Raw genomic sequence first — 19891 nt, forward strand, 5'->3', positions numbered from 1 at the left:
ACCGACCCCTCAGGACGGCGTGATGTTCCAGGCGTCGATGACCGGTCGACCGTGCTCGTACCCGAGCGTGCTGACCGTGGCCGTGCCGAGCTTCAGCACCGCGCCGTCCTGCGGAGCCAGCCGGATCCACGCGGCGCCGAGTGCACGCAGCACGTGCCCGTGCGCGACGAAGATGGCGTCCTGCCCCTCGGCCAGGACGGGTCGGGCGCGGTTGATCACGCGTTCGACGCGGACGCGCACCTCGGCGGCGTTCTCACCGGGCGTGTCACCGGCCGGGACCCCGTCGGTCCAGAGGTCCCACGGCCCGTGCCGCTGGACCTTGATCTGCGGCGTCGTCAGCCCCTCGTACGCGCCGTAGTCCCACTCGTACAGGTCCTCGTCGAGTTCCGGGTCGACGCCGACGATGCGGGCGGTCTCGCGGGCGCGGGCGAGCGGACTGGAGAGTGCCAGCGCGAAGTCACGGTCCGCGAGGAACCGACCGGCGCGCTCGGCCTGGGCCACACCGTTCTCCGTCAGCGGGATGTCGGTGCGGCCGGTGTGCTGCCCGCTCTTCGACCACTCCGTCTCTCCGTGGCGGACGAGGACGAGTTCGCCGGGGCGTTCCGAGGTCATGGGTTCCTTCCGAGCTGGAGGCCAAGCGCAGCGGCGCCGACCGAGACGACGAGCATCCCGAGGCCGTTCAGGACGGCGAGCCGGGTGTTGCCGGATCGGAGGAGCTGCACGGTCTCGACGCTCGCCGTCGAGAACGTCGTGTACCCACCCATCATGCCCGTCCCCACCACAGCGACCATCGGGGCAGCGATCGCACCGGACTCCCCGAGGCCCGTGACGAACCCGAGGACGAGTGATCCGGTGACGTTGATCAGCAGCGTGCCGACGGGGAAACGCGTCACCCGGGCCTTGAGGAACCCGTCGAGGACGAACCGCAGCGCTGCGCCGACGCCGCCGCCGACCGCGACGAGCAGGAGGGTGAGGACGGTCATCGCGTTGCTCGCTTCGTGCGCGCGCCCGCGACCGCGAGCCCGGCGACCACCGCCGCGAGCCCGAGCAGGACCGACAGCAGCGCGTACCCGCTCCCGGCAGCCCAGCGTCCGACGTCGAGCAGCCGTGCGGTGTCGTCGGCAAGCGTGCTGTACGTCGTGAACCCGCCGAGCACACCGGTGCCGACGAACAGCCGCAGTGCCCGACGTCGTCCGACGTCCGGCCCCCGGCGGGCGAGGGCGTCGAGCAGCAGGCCGAGGCAGAACGCGCCGACGACGTTGATCGCGAGGACCGTCCAGCTGATGCCGTCGACGGCCGGCAGCGCCTGGGCGAGCACGGCCCGGACCGCGGTGCCGATCGCGCCGCCGAACGCCACGAGGGCGATGAGGGACCAGCGGGTGTGTGGCGGCGGGTCCAGCGCAGGACGACCTCCGCCTGTCTCGTCCGTGTCCCGCATGAGTCTCCGCTCGCCGACCTGCCGACGCGATGGTACCGCCGGCTCTCGCACTCTCGGGCGGATCCACCCCGTTCATCTGCTCTTGTCGTATTATCAATGTACGTATTGAGGAGCCGATGATGCTGTACCAGTCGACGTTCGAAGACCTCCGGTCCCGCATCCGGTCCGGAGAGTTCCCCGTGGGGGCGCGCCTCCCGTCTGAAGCCGACCTCCTGGCGCACTACGACATCAGCGCGATCACGCTGCGGCGAGCGCTCGACATGCTCCGCGAGGACGGGTACGTCGCCCGGCGACCACGGGTCGGCACGACCGTCGTGAGCACCGAGCCGACGGCACGTCTCCGGCCGACCGACCGGATCGACGTCGGAGTGGTCCTCACCAACTTCGACGACACCTTCGGCACCCGGGTCCTCGAGGGCATGCTCGACGAGGCCGGCACCGACACCGACGTGATCGTCAAGCGCACCCACGGTGACCACGATGCCGAGGATGCGGCGATCCGCGCGCTGGCGGCACGGGTACAGGGCTTGGTCGTGCTGCCGAGCAGCTCCGAGTTCATCCCACCGGGGGTCCTCGAGCTCCTGCCCACGGGGTTCCCCGTCGTGATCCTCGACCGTCGGTACGAGGGCATCCCGGTGTCGGACATCTCCACGGACAACATCGGTGCCGGTGCTGCAGCGACGGAGCACCTGTTCGGCCTCGGGCACCGGCGGGTGGCCCTCGTCACATCGGACAGCCGGGTGACGTCCAACGACGACCGTCGCCGCGGCTGGGTCGGTGCGCACGCCCGGAACGACAAGGCGCTCGACGACGCGCTGGCGTTCCACGACGTCGAGTCGACACTGCCGGGGTCGACGGACCGCCCGGAGGACGACGTCGCTCGGCTCGTCGCGTTCGTCGAGGCCCACCCCGAGGCGACGGCGTTCGTCGCCGGCGAGTACAACATCGCGCTGCTGCTCCGGGACGCTCTGGAGCAGGTGGGCAAGCGGGTTCCCGACGACGTCTCCATCGTCTGCTTCGACCACCCGGATGCGACATTCGACCGCCAGCTGTTCCGGTTCACGCACATCGCGCAGGACCAGCCCGGGGTCGGACGTCAGGCGGTGGCCCAGGTGCTGCGGCAGGCACGAGGCGAGAGCGGGTCCCGGAAGATCCTCGTGCCTGCGCAGCTGGTGACCGGCGCGTCGACTGCGCAGCCGCCTACTGGTCGAGTCGGGCGCGCAACTCGGTCGCCATCGCGGCGCTGAGCTGCGTCGAGTACGGCACCGCGCCGACGGGACGCTCGGTCCAGTCGTTGGCGGCAGGCCGGTCGAGCTCCTCCGGGAACGCCCCCCAGAGCGCGTCGGTGCTGGCACGGACGAACGCCGTCAGGGCGACGCGGTCGGCGTCCCCGTCCGGCAGCCGCTCCAGGAGGAGCCCGAGGTACCGGTAGTACACGCCCTTGAACAGGCCCTCGTCGCCGCCGTCGCCCTCCTGGCGGAAGACGACACCGTCGGACAGCTCGGTGACCGCGGTCCGTGCGGTCCGGACTGCGACGGCGAGCAGGTCGACGTCCGGTCGGCGATCGGCCAGCTCGACAGCGGCCCCGACGTACAGCCCCTGGTTGTAGGTGAACCGCCACTGCGTGTCCACCCTGCCGTCGCCCTCACGGTTGACCCCGTCCTCGACGAACCCGTCGGCGGCGTCGACGAGGTGGTCGGTCAGCCAGTCGAACGCCGTCTCCGCGTGCTGCAGGAACCGGCCGTCACCGGTGATCCGGTGCAGCCGTGCGCCGAGGATGACGAGCGGTCCGTTGGCCGGGGTGTTCTTGTACGCGAGCTGCTGCCTGCGCCACGCCAGGCTCGTCCCGCCGGTGTCGTTCCAGCCGTGCTCCACCACGTGGTCGAACAGGGCGACGGTGTCGTCGAGGTACTGCTGCTCCCCGGTTGCGCCGTGCAGCCGCAGGGTCGCGAGGGCGAACCAGAGCATGTCGTCGAAGTAGTCGTTGAACAGCGAGCCGCCGTTCCGCTCGACGATGTTCCGGTGCGCCGCCCGCGCCTGCTCCAGTCGGACCGGGTCGCCGCTGCGCTCGAACGCGTCGAGACGGACGTCCATGAGGTGCGCGAGCCACCAGTAGTTGAACGTGCTGTCGTCGGCTTCCTGCACCGGCCACGAGTTGTGGAGGTACTGCGGCCACGGCGCTCCGTAGAGGCGCTCGATGCTGTCCTGCATGCGGTCGGCGCGGTCCGCCCAGACGCCGGTCATCGTGTCGGTCACTTGCGGTTCTCCTGGAGGATGCGGTCGCCCTGCTTCGCAGCCTGGGCGAGTGTCTGCTCGGCAGACAGCTGGCCGGACATGAACTTCTCGAGCGCCGGGGTGAGTGCCTTGCCCTCGACGTCGCTGTACCCGGGGACGTCGGGCCGCACGGTGGCGTAGTCGAGCGTCTTGACGAAGCCGGCGTACCGCGGGTCGTCGGTGAAGAACGGGTCGTTGGCGGAGGACCGGTTGGCCGGGATCCACCCGGAGACCTTGGCGAAGTCGACACCGTTCTCGGGCTTCGTCGCCCACCACTTCTCGAACGCCCAGGCGCCGTCGGACTGCTGCGCGCCGGTCGGGATCACGAGACCGAACCCGCCCATCACGGCACCCTTCTCGCCGCTCGGTCCGGCGACCGGTTCGGTCACGCCCCACTTGAGGCCATCGGCCTTCTCGAGGTTCGGCACGTCCCACGGTCCGTCGTACTTCATGGCTGCCTGGCCCGCCGCGAAGACGTCGTTGCTGTCGCCGAAGCCGTTCGTGTACACGCCGTCGTCCGTCAGGCTCTTCCAGAAGTCGAGTACTTCGACGCCTTCGGGGCTGTTGAACGCGGTCTTCGTGCCGTCCTTGTTGAGGAGTCGCCCGCCGGCCTGCTGGAGCCACATCGAGAACAGACCGGGGTCGTTGAGCATGAACCCGGATTGCTGCAGCTTCCCGCCCTTCGTGACGGTGAGCTCTCGCGCGTCGGTCTTGAGTTCGTCCCACGTCGTCGGCGGCGTGAGTCCGGCCTTCGCGAACAGGTCTTCGTTGTAGACGAGGGACCGGTTGTCGACCAGGAGCGGCAGGCCGTAGAGCTTGCCGTCGTGCCGCATCTCGGACAGTGCCTGCGGGTAGAACTCCTCCGTGTCGACGCCGTCTTCCTCGACCCGGTCGTCGATCGCCTGCAACGCGCCCTTCGGTGCGTAGAGGGACGTCTGGTAGCGGTCCCAGAGCACGAGATCGGGGACCTTCCCGCCGGCGATCGCGGTGAGCAGCTTCTGCTCCACGAGTTCCTGCGGGACGTACTTCACCGTGTACTTCGTCTGCGCCTTGTTGAAGGCACTGGTCATGGTGTTGATCTGATCGACCTGGTCACCGGACCAGGAGCCCCACATGGTGACTTCTTGCCGGCCGCCGGCACCCGTGGCACCGGAGGAACCGGACGAGCAACCGGTGAGGACGAGCGCGGCGGCAGCGAGTGCCGCGGCCGCGCCGAGGAAGTGGCGTGACTTCATTGTCGTGTGCTTTCTGGTGTGCGGGGCGCGGCGGGCGTGCCGACTCCCCGGGGTGGATGAGGGGACTACTTGGTGCCGGCGTGCGCGATGCCCTCGATGATCCAGCGCTGGGCGAGGATGAACACGACCAGGACGGGGAGCATCGTGATGATCGTCCCGGCCATCAACGGGCCGTAGTTCGTCGTGTAGTTGTTGACGAAGCCGGCGAGCCCGACCTGGACGGTCATCATCTTCGGGTCGTTGAGCACGATCAGCGGCCAGAGGAAGTTGTTCCAGCCGGCCTGGAAGCTGAGCAGGCCGAGGACGGCGAGCCCGGCCTTCGTGAGCGGGAAGTAGATCACCGCGAAGATCCGGAACTCGCCGGCACCGTCGATCCGCGCGGCCTCCCCGAGTTCGTCGGGCAGTGTCTCGAAGAACTGCTTCATGAAGAAGACCGCGAACGCACCCGCTGCTCCCGGGACGATGACTGCCCAGTACGTGTTGATGAGGCCGAGTCCGCCGTTGCCGCCGAGGTCGTTGCCGCCGAGCAGCGGGAAGTGCCGGAGGATCAGGAACGTCGGGATCATCGTGACGATGCTCGGGACCATGAGCGACGACAGGAAGGTGATGAACACCGCCTGGCGTCCGGCGAACCGCAGCTTCGCGAGGGCGTACCCGGCGAGGGAGCCGAAGAACAGGTTGGCGACTGCCCCACCGACGCCGAGGACGAGCGAGTTGACGAAGTACCGCCCGTACGGGACGGTCGTCACGGCTTGCACGAAGTTGTCGACCGTCGGGCGCTGCGGGATGAGGGACAGCGAGTGGGCGAGGATCTCGCCGGCGGGCTTGAGCGATGTCGCGAGTGTCCAGATCAGCGGTGCGACGGTGACGATGCTGACGAGGCAGACGCCGATCCACCAGGCGGTCGTCTTCGTCCGGCGGACGGCAGCGGCCCGTCGTCGGAGCTGTTGTCCGTCGCGGCTCGGGGCACTGGCGGATCCGGTCGGAGTGGCGGTCGTGGTCATCGTTCGGAGTCCCTGTTGGTGAGGCGGGCGTTGACGAGGGAGAACGCGAGGATGATCACGAACAGGATGAACGACAGCGCGGAGGCATAGCCCATCTGCAGGGACCCGAACCCGCGATCGTAGATGTAGTAGACGATCGTCACGGTCGAGTTGCCGGGACCGCCCTTCGTCAGGACGTACGCCTGGTCGAACACCTGGAAGGCGTTGATGATGAGCAGCGTCGACACCAGGAACGTGGTGCGGCGGATGCTCGGCAGCACGACGTACCGGAAGACCTGCCATGCGTTGGCGCCGTCGAGTCGTGCTGCTTCGCGGAGGTCCGGCGAGACACCCTGCAGCCCGCCGAGGAAGATCATCATGTTCCCGCCGAAGCCGGCCCAGACGCTCATCATGACGATCGCGAACATCGCCCAGTGTGAGTCGTAGAGCCAGGCGGGTCCGTTGATGCCGAACCAGCCGAGCGCCTCGTTGAGCAGACCGTGCTGCGGGTTGAGCACCCAGTACCAGATCGTCGCGGTCGCCACGGTGGACGAGACGACCGGGATGTAGAACAGCGTGCGGAAGACGCGCGCGCTCCGGGCGCTCCGGTTCAGCAGCAGTGCGGTGGCCATCGCGATGACCAGGCCGAGCGGCACGTACAGCACCGTGTAGAGCACCGTGTTGCGGAGCGAGATCCAGAAGAACGGGTCGGAGGCGATGTGGACGTAGTTGTCGAAACCGGTCCAGGTGAGGGGCCCGATGACGGCGTAGTCGCTGAGGCTCACGACAGCCGCGATGACGACCGGGAGCGCCGTGAACAGCAGGAAGAGCGCACCCGGCAGTGCGAGGAACACCCAGGCCGCGCGGGTCTGCTGCTTGCGCGTCGCACTGACGCCGCTTCCCCGCTCGGTCCGGTGCCGCTTCGGAGGTGTGGAATCGAGGGCGCCGTCGGCTTCACCCGCGACGACGGCCTGCTCCTCGGGGGTCGTCACGACGCTCATCGGGTGCTCCGTTCCGGGACCGGTGCCGGAGCGCTGCGCAAGCCGGCGAGGTCGAGCACGAACTCGCAGAACATCGCGTTCGCCCAGGAGAACCAGGGACGGGTGTACGTGGTCGGGTCGTCGACGTCGAAGGACTCGTGCATGAGCCCCGTCCCTGCGTGTGTGGCGCACAGCTGCTGCAGGAGGTGGCCCCGTTCCTCGGCGTCAGTTGCGGTGAGCCCCTGGACGGCGAGTGCGATCGGCCACACGTTGCGCCCGGGGGTGTGCGGGCTGCCGATGCCGCTGCCCGTCGCACCGCTGAACCAGTACGGGTTCGTGGGCGAGAGCACCGCGGCGCGGGTGCGCCGGTAGAGCGCGTCGTCACGGTCGCACCAACCGAGCATCGGCAGGGACAACAGGCTCGGGACGTTCGCGTCGTCCATGAGCAGGGCGCCGCCGGTACCGTCGACCTCGTAGGCCAGGACGACGCCGTGGTCCGGGTGGTCGACGACGCCGTGAGTCCGGATGGCGTCGTCGATCTCGTCGGCGAGGGCCGTTGCCCGCCGAGCCAGCTGCGCGTCGTCGAGCACCGCGGTGGCGAGCACGGCGACGTGTCGCAGCTCGGTGACGGCGAAGGCGTTCCCCGGGATGTTGAAGCCCAGCGTCGTCGCGTCATCGCTCGGCCGGAACGCGCTCCAGGTCAGACCGGTCCGGGCGGTGCGCGGGCCGCGGCCCTGGCGGACGAGGGTGTCACTCGGCAGCAGCGGGTCGGGGCGTTCGAACCGGTACGGCGAGCCCGCCTCGTGGTCCTGCTCGACGGTCCACAACGCGATGGCCGCAGCAGCGACCTCGGCGAACCGGTCGAGGTGGTCGGTGCGCCCCGTGCGCTCCCAGAGGTCGTACGCCAGGCGGATCGGGTAGCAGAGCGAGTCGATCTCGTACTTGCGCTCCCAGACCCACGGGTCCATCGCCGTGTCGTCGTCGGCGTGACCGGCGCCATCGGGGGCGCGATTGAAGGCGTTGGCGTAGGGATCGACGAGGACGTACTCGAGCTGCCGCCGCGACACCGACGCCATGGTGTCGGCCAGCGCTTCGTCCTCGGCGACGAAGTGCAGGTACGGCGTGAGCTGCGCGGTCGAGTCGCGCAGCCACATCGCCGGGATGTCGCCGGTGACCATGAAGATCGTGCCGTCCGGCATGTCCGTCATCGTCGTCGACAGCGTGTTCGCGAAGCAGTTCGCGAACACCGCGCCGACGTCGGACCCCATCCGGTCCTCGACCTGCCGGGCGACCCTGCCCACGAGGTCTGCATGTATCTGAGCCACGTTGCTCCCTTGACTTTCGCTGGTACTGCTCCAACTATATTGATTGGCCCAATTCACGCAAGAAGTAGTTCAAGTATACTTTTTTGCGCCTGCACCGGGCAGGGCGGATCAAGGGTCGGATCGAAGGAGATCCCATGCAGCACAGACTCGTCAGCCTGCTCGTGGCCGGTGCCGTCGCGTCGGCCACGCTCACCGGTGTGGGCATCGCAACCGACCCTGGCCGAGCCTCCGCCCTGACCACCACCCAGGCGACCGACGCGTACGACGCGTTCGTCGCCACCTACTGGGACGCGGACGCGAAGTACTTCACCACCTACAGCGACCGCCAGGTCCACCAGGAGCACGCGGTCGGACCGCAGGGTGGGCTCTACACGGACTACTGGTGGGAGGCCCAGAACTGGGAGGCGGTGATGGACCGCTACGAACGCACCCACGACGCAACGAGTCGGCAGATGATCGACGACGTCTTCGACGGCTGGCAGGCGGCGTACCCGGACTTCCGGCAGAACGACTGGAACGACGACATGGGCTGGTGGGCCCGTGGCGCGGTCCGCGCGTACGAACTGACCGGGGAACAGCGGTTCCTCGACGAATCGGAGGAGGTCTTCGGCTTCATCGCGCAGTACGAGGACACGACGTACGGCGGTGGCATCTGGTGGAAGAACGTCGACGTCGGTGACGGCAGCAAGAACGAGAAGAACGTGGCGACGAACGGCACCGCCGTGCAGACGGCGCTCCGGCTGTACGCTGCGACCGGCGACACGACCTACCGGGACACGGCCGAGCGGCTCTTCGCCTGGCTGCAGACCGACTTCGACCGGAACGGGCACATCCGCGACCACGTCAGCGGCACCGGGCAGTTCACCGACTACGACTGGACGTACAACCAGGGCCAGTACGCCGGCGCCGCCCTGCAGATGTACCTGCTCACGAACGACCAGCAGTACCTGGCCGACGCCACCCGTGCCGTGGACTGGGCGGTGGCGAACCTGACCGTCGCCGATACCTTCCTCAACGAGGGCTCGAGCGACACACAGGGGTTCAAGGCCATCCTCACCCGGGACATCCGAGACCTGATCGACGACGCCGGACAGACCCAGTACGAGTCGGTCCTCACCGCGAACGCATCGCAGGCAGCGGCGCACGTCTCGCCCGAGGGCATCGGCGGACCGGACTGGACCGCCCCGACCCCGTCGACCAGCACCGCCCCGCAACAGTCCCTCGCAGCGTCGGCCACCGTGGCGATCGTGCAGCAGGCGACACCGGACGGCTCGACCGTGGTGGAGCAGGGTGACGGCGTGTACCAGGCGGAGAACATCGACCACCCGGGCATCCCGACCGAAGCGACCGGTACCGGCTACACCGGGCGCGGCTACCTGGCCGGGTGGAACACCGCAGGTACCGCGGCGACGGCGCACGTCAACGTCGCGAGCGCGGGGACACACAGCGTGACACTCCGGTACGCGGCCGCAGCGGGGACCGCGACGCGCATCGTCCGCGTGGGCAGCGGGACCGCGACCACCGTGACCCTGCCGGCGACGGGATCGTGGTCGACGTGGAGCACGGTCACGTTGCCCGTGCAGCTGACAGCAGGGTCGAACGCCCTGTCGATCGCCGTGCCCGCCAGCAACGGGAACTACGTCAACCTCGACTCGGTGTCCGTCTCGCTCTGAACGACAGAGCGACGGCGACACGGCCGCCACCAGGACGACGAAGGCCCTCACCCGGTCGGGTGAGGGCCTTCGAGCTGGTGACCCCAGCGGGATTCGAACCCGCGTTACCGCCGTGAGAGGGCAGCGTACTAGGCCGCTATACGATGGGGCCGCGGCGATGTCCCGGATCGGGACGTGTGTCGGTTCGGAGTGTGTCACTCGTGGTGACCCCAGCGGGATTCGAACCCGCGTTACCGCCGTGAGAGGGCGGCGTACTAGGCCACTGTACGATGGGGCCGTTCCGACAACTCGACAAGTATGGCACAGGGTGTGAGCGAGCACCAAAACGCCCGGGTCCGCGCCGGTGTGTCGCCATGCCGACCAGGGCACACGGAGGGTCGGCATACGGTGGGTCGATGACGGTGCGCATCGGCCTGTCCGGCTGGCAGTACGACTCGTGGCGCGGCGACTTCTACCCCGCCGGGCTCGCCAAGCGGCGCTGGCTCGAGCACGTCGGCACGCGCTTCCCGACGGTCGAGGTCAACGGCTCCTTCTACTCGCTGCAGCGTCCGTCGCGGTACCGTGCCTGGCGTGCAGCGGTCCCCGAGGACTTCCGCTTCGCGCTGAAGGGCGGCAGGTACCTGACGCACATGCTCCGCCTGCGGAACGTCGACACGGCGCTGGCGAACTTCTTCGCCTCCGGGCCGCTGGAGCTCGGTCCGACCCTCGGCCCGGTGCTCTGGCAACTCCCCGAGCACGTCGTCCCGACGCCTGACGTGCTCGACGCGTTCCTCGCCCTGCTGCCCGCCACCCACGGCGAGGCCGCCGCCCTCGCCGCCGGGCACGACGCGAAGGTCGTCGAGCCGTCGACCACGGCGGAGGACCCGGCACTGCCGGTCCACCACGTCCTGGAGGTCCGCTCCCCCGACGCCGTCACCCCGGACCACCTCGCCGTCCTCCGCACACACCGCACCGCGCTCGTCGATTCGCACGCGGGCGACTTCCCCCGCTTGGTCCACGACACCGACGCGCCGCTCGCGTACCTCCGGCTCCACGGCGCGCCGCACACGTACCACGACGGCTACGGCCGGGAGGCCCTGCTCACCTGGGCGGACACGGTCCGGCACCACGTCGCCGCCGGACGTGACGTCTGGGTCTACTTCGACAACGACGCGGAACGCCACGCCCCGTGGGACGCACTCGAGCTCGGCGGACTGCTCGGGCTACCGACCCTCAGACGGTGAACGACTCCCCCGGTGCGAGCACGACGACCTCGCCCGCGGGCTCGACGACCTGCCGGATCCGGTCCGTGTGCCCCGCGAACCCGATGTCGGACAGCGTGGCCTCATGGATCGGGATCGCCCGTCGTGGGGCGACGGCGAGCAGGTGGTCCATCAGCTCACCGATCTTCAGCCAGGGCGCCCCGACCGGTGCCGCGAACACCTCGACGGGTGCTCCGGGGTCGATGTAGGCGTCACCCGGGTGGAACAGCGTGCTGTTGACGAACACCCCGGTGTTGTCGACGACCGGCACGGACGAGTGGATCAGCTGGTGCCGCGTGCCGTGGAACGACAGGGTGAAGGCCCCGACGGTCCGGGTGTCACCGTCCGCCACGACGTCCACCTCGACGGCCGCCGCCAGCGCCGACGCGACCCCGGCCGGGCCGAACACCGGGATGCCCGGGTTCCGGTCCAGGATCCGGTCGAGCTGCTCGGCCGTGCCGTGGTCCGGGTGCTCGTGGGTCACGACGACGGCGACGACATCGCTCACCTCGACCGGGCGCGTGTAGGCGCCGGGGTCGATGACCAGGCGGCCGCCGTCCTGCTCGACGACGAGACAGGCGTGCTCGAGCTTCGTGACCAGCATGCGGGCGAGGCTACGCCGGCCGCCCGGACGCCGACCAGCCGAAGCCGAGTCCCGGATGCCGGTCACGGGACGCCCGCCACCGGTTGCTCGATGCGGGACGCTCGCCCGCTGGGCGACCCGGTCACCGGCACGGCCGCGTGGTCGTCTGCCGCACCACGAGCCGCACGGCGGACGGCGCGAGGGGCCCCGGGGACGCACCCTGGGCCTCCAGGACGACCGCCCGTGCGGCCACACGACCCTGCGCCTCCGGGTCCTGCGCGACCGTCGTGAGGCCGAGGACCTCGCCGTACTCGTGCCCGTCGACGCCGGTGACGGACACGTCCCGCGGCACGTCGAGCCCGAGCCGGTGTGCGGCGACCACGACGCCGAGCGCCATCTCGTCCGAGGCGCAGACCACCGCGGTCGGCCGGTCCGGGGCCGCGACGTCGAGCAGCGCGGTCCCCGCCGCGACCCCGCCGGCGAACGAGAACCGACCGTCGGCGTACCAGTCGCGACGGACCGGGGCTCCAGCGCACACCATCGCCTCGGTGAACCCGTCCCGGCGGCGGTAGGGCACGGCGACGCTGAGGCCGGCTTCGTCCTGCCCGCCGACGTAGGCGACCTCGCGGTGTCCCAGTCCGGTGAGGTGGACGACCGCCAGGGCAGCCACCTCGTGGTCGTCGACACCGACGTTCCGCAGATCGTGCGCCGGCCCGCCGATCACGATCGTCGGCAGCTCGCTGACCTGCAGCTCGCGGCGTTCGGTCTCGTCGAGGGCCAGCGACATCAACACCAGCGCATCGACGCGCTGTCGCAGCATCGCGCGCCGGAACGCCCGGTGCCGATCACCCCCCGGTCCGCCGAGGTTGTAGAGGACGAGGTCGTAGCCGGCGGCTCGGAGTTCAGCGTCGACGCCGCCCAGGGCCTTGGCCGTGAACCAGCGGTCGATCACCGGCAGGACGACACCGACTGCGCGCTGGCGACCGGTGGCCAGGCCCGCCGCCGCCGAGCTCGGGACGTACCCGAGCTCGTCGGCGACCCGGCGGACCTGGTCGATCGTCGTCCCTGCCACCGTCGGCAGACCACGGAGCGCCCGCGAGACCGTCGCCTTCGACAGCCCGGTCACCTGCGCGATCTCCTGGATCCCCACGGGATCGTCCCGGGAGGCCCGTCAGCGGCCGGTCGCGCGCGTCGCGACCGCCGGCTGGTCCGGCTGGGCAGCGGCGTCGGTCCGCCGGAGTACCCGCCGTCGCCATCGGTCCAGGAGGACGATCGCCACGACGGTCCCGAGCAGCGTGAGCGCCCACCCGAGCGCCGGCCGCCCGGTGAGCTCGCAGAAGACGGTGACGCCGAAGAACAGCAGTCCGAAGCACCCGACGAACCCGATGGCCTCCTCGATCCGCGACGTGGGGCGGAGTGGTGCGCGCTGTGCCACGGTCAGCCCTTCACGCCACCGGCGGTGAGACCGGCCACGATGCGGCGCTGGAACACGAGCACCAGGATGACGAGCGGGATCGTGACGATCGTGCCCGCCGCCATCACCGCGGTGTACGGCTCCTGGTGCGGCTGCGACCCGGCGAAGGACGCGATCGCGACCGTGACCGGCTGGGTGGCGTCGCTCGACAGCTGGGACGAGATGAGGTACTCGTTCCAGGACGAGATGAACGCCAGGATCGCGGTCGTGAACACGGCCGGTGCGGCCAGCGGCAGGATGATCCGTCGGAACGCCTGGACGCGGGTGCAGCCGTCGATGCGGGCGGCCTCCTCGAGGTCCCACGGCATCTCCCGGAAGAACGACGCCAGTGTGTAGACCGTCAGTGGCAGCACGAACGAGATGCTCGGCAGGATCAGCGCCTGGTAGCTGCCCATCCACCCGATGTCGGTGAACAGCTGGAACAGCGGCGAGATCAGCGCGACGCCCGGGAACATCGACGCCGCGAGGATCGCGCCGGCGATCAGGGACTTGCCGCGGAACTCGAGCCGGGCCAGCGCGTAGGCGGCGGTCGTGCCGACGAGCAGGGCGATGATCGTGACGACGGCACCGATGAACACACTGTTGAGCAGCGCGCGTCCGAGGTGGTTGCCGAGCGCCGTCGAGAACGCCGTCGCGTAGTTGTCGAGCGTCACGTGGGTGAAGAACGGCGTCGGGTCGAACGTGTAGCCGACGTCGCGGAAGGACGTGACGATCATCCAGTAGAACGGCAGCAGGCACCACAGGGCGATGACGGCGGCCTGGATGCCGGTGCGGAGCCTCGGCCCCGCGTGGCGCTTCACACGGACATCGCCGCGTGCGTCAGCACGTTCGGCGGGAATGCGGAGACGGTCTGCTGCGAGGGTCACTTGAGTTCGCCCTTCTGCTGTGCTGCCTGGGTCTGCACGACGTTCGCGCCGAGGAACCGGACGAAGATGAACGCGACGACGAAGATGACCACGAACGTGATGGTGGACAGTGCCGAGGCGGAGTTGAAGCCCTGCCGGATCTGGTCGACGACCAGCACGGACAGCGAGACGGTCGCGTTCCCGGAACCACCACCACCACCGGTCATGATCGCGATGAGGTCGTAGATCCGCAGGGCGTCGAGCACGCGGAACAGGATCGCGACCATCAGCGCCGGCTTCACGAGCGGCAGGGTGATGTTGACGAACCGCTGCATGGTCGAGGCGCCGTCCATCTTCCCGGCCTCGTAGACCTCGTCCGGGATCAGCTGCAACCCGGCGAGGATGAGCAGCGCCATGAACGGCGTGGTCTTCCAGGTGTCGGCGATGATGATGGCGAAGCGGGAGGCCCACTCGTCGGAGAACCAGAGGACCTGGTGGCCGATGACGTGGTTGAGCACACCGTTCGCGTCGAAGATGAAGTACCAGAGCTTCGCGGTGACGGCGGTCGGGATGGCCCACGGGATGAGGATCGCGGCACGGACGAGGGCGCGGCCCTTGAAGTCGCGGTTCATGATGATGGCCATCCACAGCCCGATGACGGTCTCGAGCGCCACGGTCACGACCGTGAAGAAGAACGTGTTGCCGAACGCCGTCCAGAACTGGGAGCCGAGGTTGCCGGGCGGGCAGGCGGCGGTGCCGCACTGCTGGCCGAGCCAGTGCACGTAGTTCGTGACGCCGGCGAAGCCGCCCTCGACGAACAGGCCGGTGGCCTTGTCCAGTCCCTGGTCGAGTTGGAACGACTGGATGACCGCACTGACGACCGGGTAGCCGATGACGATCGCCAGGAGCACGAGCGTGGGGCCGATGAGGTACACGGCCCACCGACCGTGCTCGGCGTTGAGCCCGCCCTTGCGCCGCTTCGGCGGCTCCATCCCCTGGGGTTCGGGGATCGCTGCGGGGATCTCGGTTGCTGCTGACACGTCACGGCCTCCTTGCCGGTGTCGGGAACGCACAGAGGGAGGACGGGAGGACCGTGGTCGCGTGACCACGACCCTCCCGTCAGCGGGCGGCCTGAGCCGCCCTCGGTGTCAGTTGCCGCCGTCGGTCGCCGACGTGAGGGCCGCCTGCATGTCCTGCATGGCGGCGTCGACGGACTTCGACCCCTTGAGCGCGGCGTAGGTGTTGTCCTGGATCGCCTTGGTCACGGCCGGGTAGAACGGCGTCACCGGACGCGGCTCCGCGGACTTGATCGACTCGAGGAGCGTCGGGAGGTACGGCAGCTTCGCCGTGAGCTCCTCGTCCGTGTACAGGTCACCGACGACCGGGGCGAGCGAGCCCTGGGTCGCGAAGAACTTCTGCGTGTCGTTGGAGATGAGGAACTCGAGGAAGTCGTGCGCGGTGGCCTTGTGCTTCGAGTAGACGCTGATCGCGGCGTTGTGACCGCCGAGGGTCGAGGCACCGACGCCGTCGGCGCCCGGGATCGGGGCGATGCCGAAGGTGTCCTTCACCTTGCTGGAGCCGTCGGTCTTCGCGAGGCTGTACACGTACGGCCAGTTGCGCAGGAACAGCAGCTTGCCGTCCTCGAACGCCTGACGGCCCTGCTCCTCCTGGTAGGTGATCGCTTCCTTCGGGATGTTGCCGTTCTCGAAGGCGTCGACGAGCTTCTGCAGGCCGGCCTTCGCGTCGGAGGTGTCGACGTCCGGCTTGCCGCTGCCGTTGAGGACCGCGCCGCCCGCGCCGTTGATCGCCTCGGAGGCGTTGACGGTCAGCCCCTCGTACTTCGCGAACTGCCCCGCGTAGCAGCCGATGCCGGCGTCCTTCGCGATCGAGCAGTCCTGCATCATCTCGTCCCACGTCGTCGGCGGGGTCTTCACGAGGTCCTTGCGGTAGTAGAGCAGGGCGCCGTCGGAGGTCTGTGGGGCCGCGTAGAGCGTGTCGTTGTACGTCGCGGTCTTGACCGTCGACGGCAGGAGCTTCGACGTGTCGATCGCCATGTCGCCGGTGAGCGGGGTGAGCCAGCTCTTCGCGGCGAACTCGGCGGTCCACACCACGTCGACGTCGACCACGTCGTAGTTGTCGTCCTTCGCCTGGAAGTGCTGCACCAGGTCGTCGTGCTGCTGGTCTGCCTGGTCGGACTGCTCCTTGAAGGTGACCTTCTCGTCCGGGTGGGCCTTGTTCCACTTGGCGATCAGCGGGCGGACGACGTTCGAGTTGTCCTTGCCCTGCACGTAGGTGATCGGTCCGCGGCTGTCCTGGCCGCCCTTCGCGTCGTCCGAGGCCGAACTCCCGCTCGAGCAGCTCGCGAGCAGCAGGCCGACGACCGCGATCCCTGCGATCGAGGCCACGCGGCCCTTCGCACGTGTGTTCTTCACAGCGTTGTCTCCTCATCGAGATCACCAGGAGCGTCGCCGGACCGTGCCCGGCGACGCTGCACTGGAGCAGGCGACGCTGCCTGCTGAGCGAGGACGCTACGCCCCGGACGGGGGTCGTGCAACCGGTTGCACCAGCACCGTGACCGGAGCGTTACACAGCCGCTGCCGGCGCGTCAGGCGCCCGTCGGCGGCAGGGTCTCCTGCGCCAGGTGTGCCTGCTGGGCACGCTCGCTGTCGGCGATGAAGCGCTCGGCACCCTCGCGCGGCATCGACGACTGGCCGCCGCAGTACGCGCACTGCAGCACGTACCGTCCGTGCCCGAACGGGAACACCGGCACGAAGAACAGCGTGAACCAGGTCCGCAGTCGGTGCAGGCGCTGCGCTGCGGTCGACCCGCAGAGGGTGCAGGCGAAGAACAGCACCCCGGCGAGGGCGGAACGTGTGCGGCTGCCGAAGATGATCATGGGTCCCCCTGCTCGTGGCGCACCCGGACGGTGTCCGGGCGTGGCGGCGCGGTGTCCGCCCTCGTCCGACGACGATAGCCCACAGCCGGCGAGCCGGAGCCGGAGCGCGCGGCCCCGAGCGCGCCGCCCCGAAACGACGAAAGCCCCCGGTCTCCCGGGGGCTTTCGTGTGTCCAACTGCTGGGGTACCTGGACTCGAACCAAGAACGACGGTACCAGAAACCGCTGTGTTGCCAATTACACCATACCCCAAAGGCCTTGCGGCCCTGCGCCCCGTTGTCCGGGGCACGATCAACTACTGTACAGCATCCCGGAGGTCTCCGAGACCACCGACCAGGTCACGGTGCACGGCCGCCGCGGTCGACGCACCGTGTCCGGCCGCGACGATGAGCTGCTCGGGCCCGGGCGGGGTGACGTCCCCGACCGCGTACAGTCCGGGGAGGTTCGACCGACCGAGCCGGTCCACCCGCACGAAGCCCAGCTCGTCGCGGTCGAGGTCCGCGTCGACCCAGTCCAGGTCCGCGTGCCACTCGGGCCGGACGAAGGCGCCCGAGCGCGGTACCACGTCCCCGTCGGCCAGCCGCACCCCGGTCATGCCGCTCCGGTCCCCCTCCAGGTCCGCCACCGGACGCTCGTCGATGCGGATGCCGGCCGCGACCAGGCGTGCCCGCCCGGTCTCGGACACCGGAGCCACCCCGTTCGTGAAGACGACGAGGTCGTCGGTCCACGACCCGACGAGCAGAGCGCGGTCGACGACGTCGTCGGTCTCGCCGATGAACGCCAGCGGCGATCCGGCCTTGTCGTACCCGTCGCACTCCACGCAGCTGTGGACGTCGGTGCCGTAGAACGCCCGGAGCGACGGCAGCGCGGGGAACGACTCACGGAGGCCCGTGGCGATCACCACGGCGCGGGCGGTGGCCGCCACCTCGGCGCCACGCCAGGTGCCGTGCACGTTCCAGGCGCCGTCGGTCTGCCAGACCCGGTCGACGACGGCCTGCGTGACCGTCGCCTCCGGGTACCCGGCGACCTCGTCCCGCCCGAGCTTCCGCAGCTCGAGGGGCGAGATGCCGTCCCGCGTGATGAACCCGTGCGACCGGAGGGTCGCGGCGTTCCGCGGGCGGTTCGCGTCGAGGAGCAGCACCGTGCGTCTCGCGCGCACCAGGTTCAGCGCAGCGCTGAGCCCCGCGGGACCCGCGCCGATGACGACGACGTCGACCACGGACGTCAGCGCGCCGCGAGGGAACGGAGCCGCGCGAGCGTGGACTGCTTGCCGAGGATCTCCATCGACTCGAAGAGCGGCGGGCTGATCCGACGACCGGACACCGCCACGCGCAGCGGACCGAACGCCACCCGGGGCTTCAGCTCGAGGCCGTCGATGAGCGCCGTCCGGAGCGACTGCTCGATGGCGGCCGTCGACCAGTCGTCCAGCTGTTCGAGAGCGGTGATGCCGGCCTGGAGGACCGGGGCCGGGTCGCCCTTGAGGGATCCGAGGGCGTCGTCCTCGACCACCAGGTCGTCGTCGGAGGTGAACAGGAAGCCGAGCATCGCGGGTGCCTCGCTGAGCAGCTGCATGCGCTCCTGGACCAGCGGGGCCGCGAGCTCGAGCACGCGCTCCTGCTCGGCCGTCGCCGGCTCGTCGAGGAACTCCGTGAGGTAGGGCTGGAGCCGGCCACGGAAGTCGGCGGGATCGAGCAGGCGGATGTGGTCGCCGTTGATCGACTCAGCCTTCTTGTGGTCGAAGCGCGCCGGGTTCGGGTTCACGTCCGTGACCTCGAACGCCGCGATCATCTCGGCGATCGAGAAGACGTCGCGGTCGGGGCCGATCGACCACCCGAGCAGCGCCAGGTAGTTCACGAGTCCTTCGGGCACCATGCCGTTCGACCGGTGGTGGAACAGGTTGGACTCGGGATCCCGCTTCGAGAGCTTCTTGTTGCCCTCCCCCATCACGTACGGCAGGTGACCGAACTGCGGGATGAACCGAGCGAGACCGATCTCGTGGAGCGCCTCGTACAGCGCGATCTGCCGCGGCGTCGACGACAGCAGGTCCTCGCCACGGAGGACGTGGGTGATCCCCATCAGGGCGTCGTCGAGGGGGTTCGTGAACGTGTAGAGCGGTTTGCCGTTCGGACGCACCACGACGAAGTCCGGGAAGGAGCCCTGTGGGAAGGTGATGTCACCGCGAACCAGGTCCTGGAAGCTGAGATCGCGGTCCGGTACGCGCAGGCGCAGCGCCGGCGCACGGCCCTCGTCCCGGAACGCCTGGCGCTGGGCGTCCGTGAGGTCGCGCTCGTGGTTGTCGTAGCCCTGCTTCGGGTCTCGACCGTTCGCGACGTTGCGGGCTTCCATCTCCTCGGGAGTGACGTACGACTCGTAGACGTGCCCCGCTGCGGTGAGCTGTGCGATGGCGTCCGCGTAGATGTCGGCCCGCTCCGACTGCCGGTACGGGCCGTGGGGTCCGCCGACCTCGACGCCCTCGTCCCAGTCCAGCTGCAGCCAGCGCAGTGCCTCGATGATCTGCGCGTAGGACTCCTCGCTGTCCCGGGCGGCGTCGGTGTCCTCGATGCGGAACACGAGCTTGCCACCCGTGTGCCGGGCGTAGGCCCAGTTGAACAGGGCAGTGCGGACCAGGCCGACGTGCGGCGTCCCGGTGGGCGACGGGCAGAACCGGACGCGGACGTCGGAACCGGTGGCAGAAGAGAATGGCGCTGTCATGACGCCCTGATCCTACCGCGACCGCCCGTCCGACTGGAGGGCGGCGATGGACAGCAGGGTGGAATGCAGAAAACCCCTGACAGAGGGAGCGGATGCTCCCCGTGTCAGGGGTCTTCATGAAGAGAAGTCCGGCGGCGTCCTACTCTCCCACAAGGTCCCCCTTGCAGTACCATCGGCGCTGAGAGGCTTAGCTTCCGGGTTCGGAATGTGACCGGGCGTTTCCCTCTCGCTAT

The 19891-nt window shown here is 69.4% G+C and carries 20 protein-coding genes, 3 tRNA genes, 1 rRNA gene and 1 pseudogene; 3 read left to right on the top strand and 22 right to left on the bottom strand.

The features are described 5' to 3' along the window. Positions 1 to 9 precede the first annotated feature (9 nt). From DEJ24_RS14520 to DEJ24_RS14530, 3 genes are read right to left on the bottom strand one after another with little or no spacing between them, the layout of a single operon-like run. Complete coding sequence (locus DEJ24_RS14520; protein WP_110902017.1) at positions 10 to 612, bottom strand: histidine phosphatase family protein; 603 nt, start codon at positions 610 to 612, stop codon at positions 10 to 12. After that, positions 609 to 983 carry a fluoride efflux transporter CrcB gene (gene crcB, locus DEJ24_RS14525; RefSeq protein WP_111079225.1) on the bottom strand — a complete coding sequence of 125 codons (375 nt, stop codon included), beginning with the start codon at positions 981 to 983 and terminating at the stop codon, positions 609 to 611. Before crcB ends, DEJ24_RS14520 begins: the two co-directional genes overlap by 4 nt. After that, positions 980 to 1438 carry a CrcB family protein gene (locus DEJ24_RS14530; RefSeq protein WP_111079226.1) on the bottom strand — a complete coding sequence of 153 codons (459 nt, stop codon included), beginning with the start codon at positions 1436 to 1438 and terminating at the stop codon, positions 980 to 982. The genes crcB and DEJ24_RS14530 overlap by 4 nt, the downstream gene beginning before the upstream one ends. A 116-nt stretch (positions 1439 to 1554) precedes the next feature. On the opposite strand from DEJ24_RS14530, the gene DEJ24_RS14535 reads away from it, so the two are divergent. Next, complete coding sequence (locus DEJ24_RS14535; protein WP_181427342.1) at positions 1555 to 2685, top strand: GntR family transcriptional regulator; 1131 nt, start codon at positions 1555 to 1557, stop codon at positions 2683 to 2685. Here DEJ24_RS14535 and DEJ24_RS14540 read toward each other — a convergent pair. From DEJ24_RS14540 to DEJ24_RS14560, 5 genes are all read right to left on the bottom strand, one after another. Then, a complete protein-coding gene (locus tag DEJ24_RS14540; protein WP_111079228.1) occupies positions 2639 to 3694 on the bottom strand; it encodes a glycoside hydrolase family 76 protein in 1056 nt (351 codons plus the stop codon). The genes DEJ24_RS14535 and DEJ24_RS14540 overlap by 47 nt on opposite strands. Continuing rightward, on the bottom strand, positions 3691 to 4947 hold the full coding sequence (locus tag DEJ24_RS14545) for an ABC transporter substrate-binding protein (RefSeq protein WP_111079229.1): 1257 nt from the start codon (positions 4945 to 4947) through the stop codon (positions 3691 to 3693). Before DEJ24_RS14545 ends, DEJ24_RS14540 begins: the two co-directional genes overlap by 4 nt. Positions 4948 to 5012: 65 nt before the next feature. Continuing rightward, positions 5013 to 5951 carry a carbohydrate ABC transporter permease gene (locus tag DEJ24_RS14550; RefSeq protein WP_111079230.1) on the bottom strand — a complete coding sequence of 313 codons (939 nt, stop codon included), beginning with the start codon at positions 5949 to 5951 and terminating at the stop codon, positions 5013 to 5015. Beyond that, complete coding sequence (locus tag DEJ24_RS14555; protein ID WP_111079231.1) at positions 5948 to 6931, bottom strand: carbohydrate ABC transporter permease; 984 nt, start codon at positions 6929 to 6931, stop codon at positions 5948 to 5950. The genes DEJ24_RS14550 and DEJ24_RS14555 overlap by 4 nt, the downstream gene beginning before the upstream one ends. After that, positions 6928 to 8235, bottom strand: a complete 1308-nt coding sequence (locus DEJ24_RS14560) for a glycoside hydrolase family 125 protein (RefSeq protein ID WP_258374565.1) — start codon at positions 8233 to 8235, stop codon at positions 6928 to 6930. Before DEJ24_RS14560 ends, DEJ24_RS14555 begins: the two co-directional genes overlap by 4 nt. 134 nt (positions 8236 to 8369) lie before the next feature. On the opposite strand from DEJ24_RS14560, the gene DEJ24_RS14565 reads away from it, so the two are divergent. Continuing rightward, positions 8370 to 9908: a glycoside hydrolase family 76 protein gene (locus tag DEJ24_RS14565; RefSeq protein ID WP_111079232.1), complete on the top strand. Its 1539-nt coding sequence runs from the start codon at positions 8370 to 8372 to the stop codon at positions 9906 to 9908. A gap of 75 nt (positions 9909 to 9983) precedes the next feature. Here DEJ24_RS14565 and DEJ24_RS14570 read toward each other — a convergent pair. Together DEJ24_RS14570 and DEJ24_RS14575 are read right to left on the bottom strand one after the other, a co-directional pair. Beyond that, a tRNA-Glu gene (locus DEJ24_RS14570) sits at positions 9984 to 10059 on the bottom strand. Positions 10060 to 10109: 50 nt separating this feature from the next. Then, positions 10110 to 10185: transfer RNA gene (locus DEJ24_RS14575), tRNA-Glu, on the bottom strand. A 118-nt stretch (positions 10186 to 10303) separates the two neighbouring features. On the opposite strand from DEJ24_RS14575, the gene DEJ24_RS14580 reads away from it, so the two are divergent. Then, positions 10304 to 11131 (top strand): DUF72 domain-containing protein, encoded by an 828-nt coding sequence (locus tag DEJ24_RS14580; protein WP_111079233.1) that lies wholly within the window; start codon positions 10304 to 10306, stop codon positions 11129 to 11131. Here DEJ24_RS14580 and DEJ24_RS14585 read toward each other — a convergent pair. The 12 genes and pseudogenes from DEJ24_RS14585 to rrf all read right to left on the bottom strand — a co-directional run. Beyond that, positions 11121 to 11753, bottom strand: coding sequence for an MBL fold metallo-hydrolase (locus tag DEJ24_RS14585; RefSeq protein WP_111079234.1), 633 nt, complete (start codon positions 11751 to 11753; stop codon positions 11121 to 11123). The genes DEJ24_RS14580 and DEJ24_RS14585 overlap by 11 nt on opposite strands. A 121-nt stretch (positions 11754 to 11874) precedes the next feature. Then, positions 11875 to 12726: a LacI family DNA-binding transcriptional regulator gene (locus DEJ24_RS14590; RefSeq protein ID WP_375334714.1), complete on the bottom strand. Its 852-nt coding sequence runs from the start codon at positions 12724 to 12726 to the stop codon at positions 11875 to 11877. A gap of 27 nt (positions 12727 to 12753) precedes the next feature. Further along, positions 12754 to 12885: pseudogene (locus DEJ24_RS17425) on the bottom strand (helix-turn-helix domain-containing protein); the annotation flags it as partial. Between the two features lie 18 nt (positions 12886 to 12903). Continuing rightward, a complete protein-coding gene (locus tag DEJ24_RS14595; RefSeq protein WP_258374562.1) occupies positions 12904 to 13167 on the bottom strand; it encodes a hypothetical protein in 264 nt (87 codons plus the stop codon). A 2-nt stretch (positions 13168 to 13169) separates the two neighbouring features. Next, a complete protein-coding gene (locus tag DEJ24_RS14600) occupies positions 13170 to 14006 on the bottom strand; it encodes a carbohydrate ABC transporter permease (RefSeq protein ID WP_258374585.1) in 837 nt (278 codons plus the stop codon). A gap of 62 nt (positions 14007 to 14068) precedes the next feature. Then, positions 14069 to 15043: a carbohydrate ABC transporter permease gene (locus tag DEJ24_RS14605; protein ID WP_111079237.1), complete on the bottom strand. Its 975-nt coding sequence runs from the start codon at positions 15041 to 15043 to the stop codon at positions 14069 to 14071. 156 nt (positions 15044 to 15199) lie between these two features. Then, the gene (locus DEJ24_RS14610) at positions 15200 to 16483 is read right to left on the bottom strand and encodes an ABC transporter substrate-binding protein (protein WP_110902010.1); all 1284 of its coding nucleotides are present in this window, start codon (positions 16481 to 16483) and stop codon (positions 15200 to 15202) included. A 173-nt stretch (positions 16484 to 16656) separates the two neighbouring features. Then, positions 16657 to 16947 carry a zinc ribbon domain-containing protein gene (locus DEJ24_RS14615; RefSeq protein ID WP_110902009.1) on the bottom strand — a complete coding sequence of 97 codons (291 nt, stop codon included), beginning with the start codon at positions 16945 to 16947 and terminating at the stop codon, positions 16657 to 16659. A 179-nt stretch (positions 16948 to 17126) separates the two neighbouring features. Then, positions 17127 to 17198 (bottom strand) — tRNA-Gln (locus DEJ24_RS14620). Positions 17199 to 17241: 43 nt separating this feature from the next. Beyond that, positions 17242 to 18165, bottom strand: coding sequence for an NAD(P)/FAD-dependent oxidoreductase (locus DEJ24_RS14625; RefSeq protein ID WP_258374561.1), 924 nt, complete (start codon positions 18163 to 18165; stop codon positions 17242 to 17244). A gap of 5 nt (positions 18166 to 18170) precedes the next feature. Beyond that, a complete protein-coding gene (gene gltX / locus DEJ24_RS14630) occupies positions 18171 to 19658 on the bottom strand; it encodes a glutamate--tRNA ligase (RefSeq protein WP_111079239.1) in 1488 nt (495 codons plus the stop codon). Between the two features lie 126 nt (positions 19659 to 19784). Continuing rightward, positions 19785 to 19891: ribosomal RNA gene (gene rrf, locus DEJ24_RS14635) — 5S ribosomal RNA — on the bottom strand; the annotation flags it as partial.

Origin of the sequence: Curtobacterium sp. MCPF17_001 (assembly GCF_003234615.1) — a bacterium.
Lineage (GTDB): Bacteria > Actinomycetota > Actinomycetes > Actinomycetales > Microbacteriaceae > Curtobacterium.

What these genes read in the sequence shown, in the direction of transcription:
- DEJ24_RS14520 (WP_110902017.1), bottom strand. Translation starts at nt 612, where the DNA reads ATGACCTCGGAACGCCCCGGCGAACTCGTCCTCGTCCGCCACGGAGAG.
- crcB (WP_111079225.1), bottom strand. Translation starts at nt 983, where the DNA reads ATGACCGTCCTCACCCTCCTGCTCGTCGCGGTCGGCGGCGGCGTCGGC.
- DEJ24_RS14530 (WP_111079226.1), bottom strand. Translation starts at nt 1,438, where the DNA reads ATGCGGGACACGGACGAGACAGGCGGAGGTCGTCCTGCGCTGGACCCG.
- DEJ24_RS14535 (WP_181427342.1), top strand. Translation starts at nt 1,555, where the DNA reads ATGATGCTGTACCAGTCGACGTTCGAAGACCTCCGGTCCCGCATCCGG.
- DEJ24_RS14545 (WP_111079229.1), bottom strand. Translation starts at nt 4,947, where the DNA reads ATGAAGTCACGCCACTTCCTCGGCGCGGCCGCGGCACTCGCTGCCGCC.
- DEJ24_RS14550 (WP_111079230.1), bottom strand. Translation starts at nt 5,951, where the DNA reads ATGACCACGACCGCCACTCCGACCGGATCCGCCAGTGCCCCGAGCCGC.
- DEJ24_RS14555 (WP_111079231.1), bottom strand. Translation starts at nt 6,931, where the DNA reads ATGAGCGTCGTGACGACCCCCGAGGAGCAGGCCGTCGTCGCGGGTGAA.
- DEJ24_RS14565 (WP_111079232.1), top strand. Translation starts at nt 8,370, where the DNA reads ATGCAGCACAGACTCGTCAGCCTGCTCGTGGCCGGTGCCGTCGCGTCG.
- DEJ24_RS14580 (WP_111079233.1), top strand. Translation starts at nt 10,304, where the DNA reads ATGACGGTGCGCATCGGCCTGTCCGGCTGGCAGTACGACTCGTGGCGC.
- DEJ24_RS14585 (WP_111079234.1), bottom strand. Translation starts at nt 11,753, where the DNA reads ATGCTGGTCACGAAGCTCGAGCACGCCTGTCTCGTCGTCGAGCAGGAC.
- DEJ24_RS14605 (WP_111079237.1), bottom strand. Translation starts at nt 15,043, where the DNA reads ATGGAGCCGCCGAAGCGGCGCAAGGGCGGGCTCAACGCCGAGCACGGT.
- DEJ24_RS14615 (WP_110902009.1), bottom strand. Translation starts at nt 16,947, where the DNA reads ATGATCATCTTCGGCAGCCGCACACGTTCCGCCCTCGCCGGGGTGCTG.
- gltX (WP_111079239.1), bottom strand. Translation starts at nt 19,658, where the DNA reads ATGACAGCGCCATTCTCTTCTGCCACCGGTTCCGACGTCCGCGTCCGG.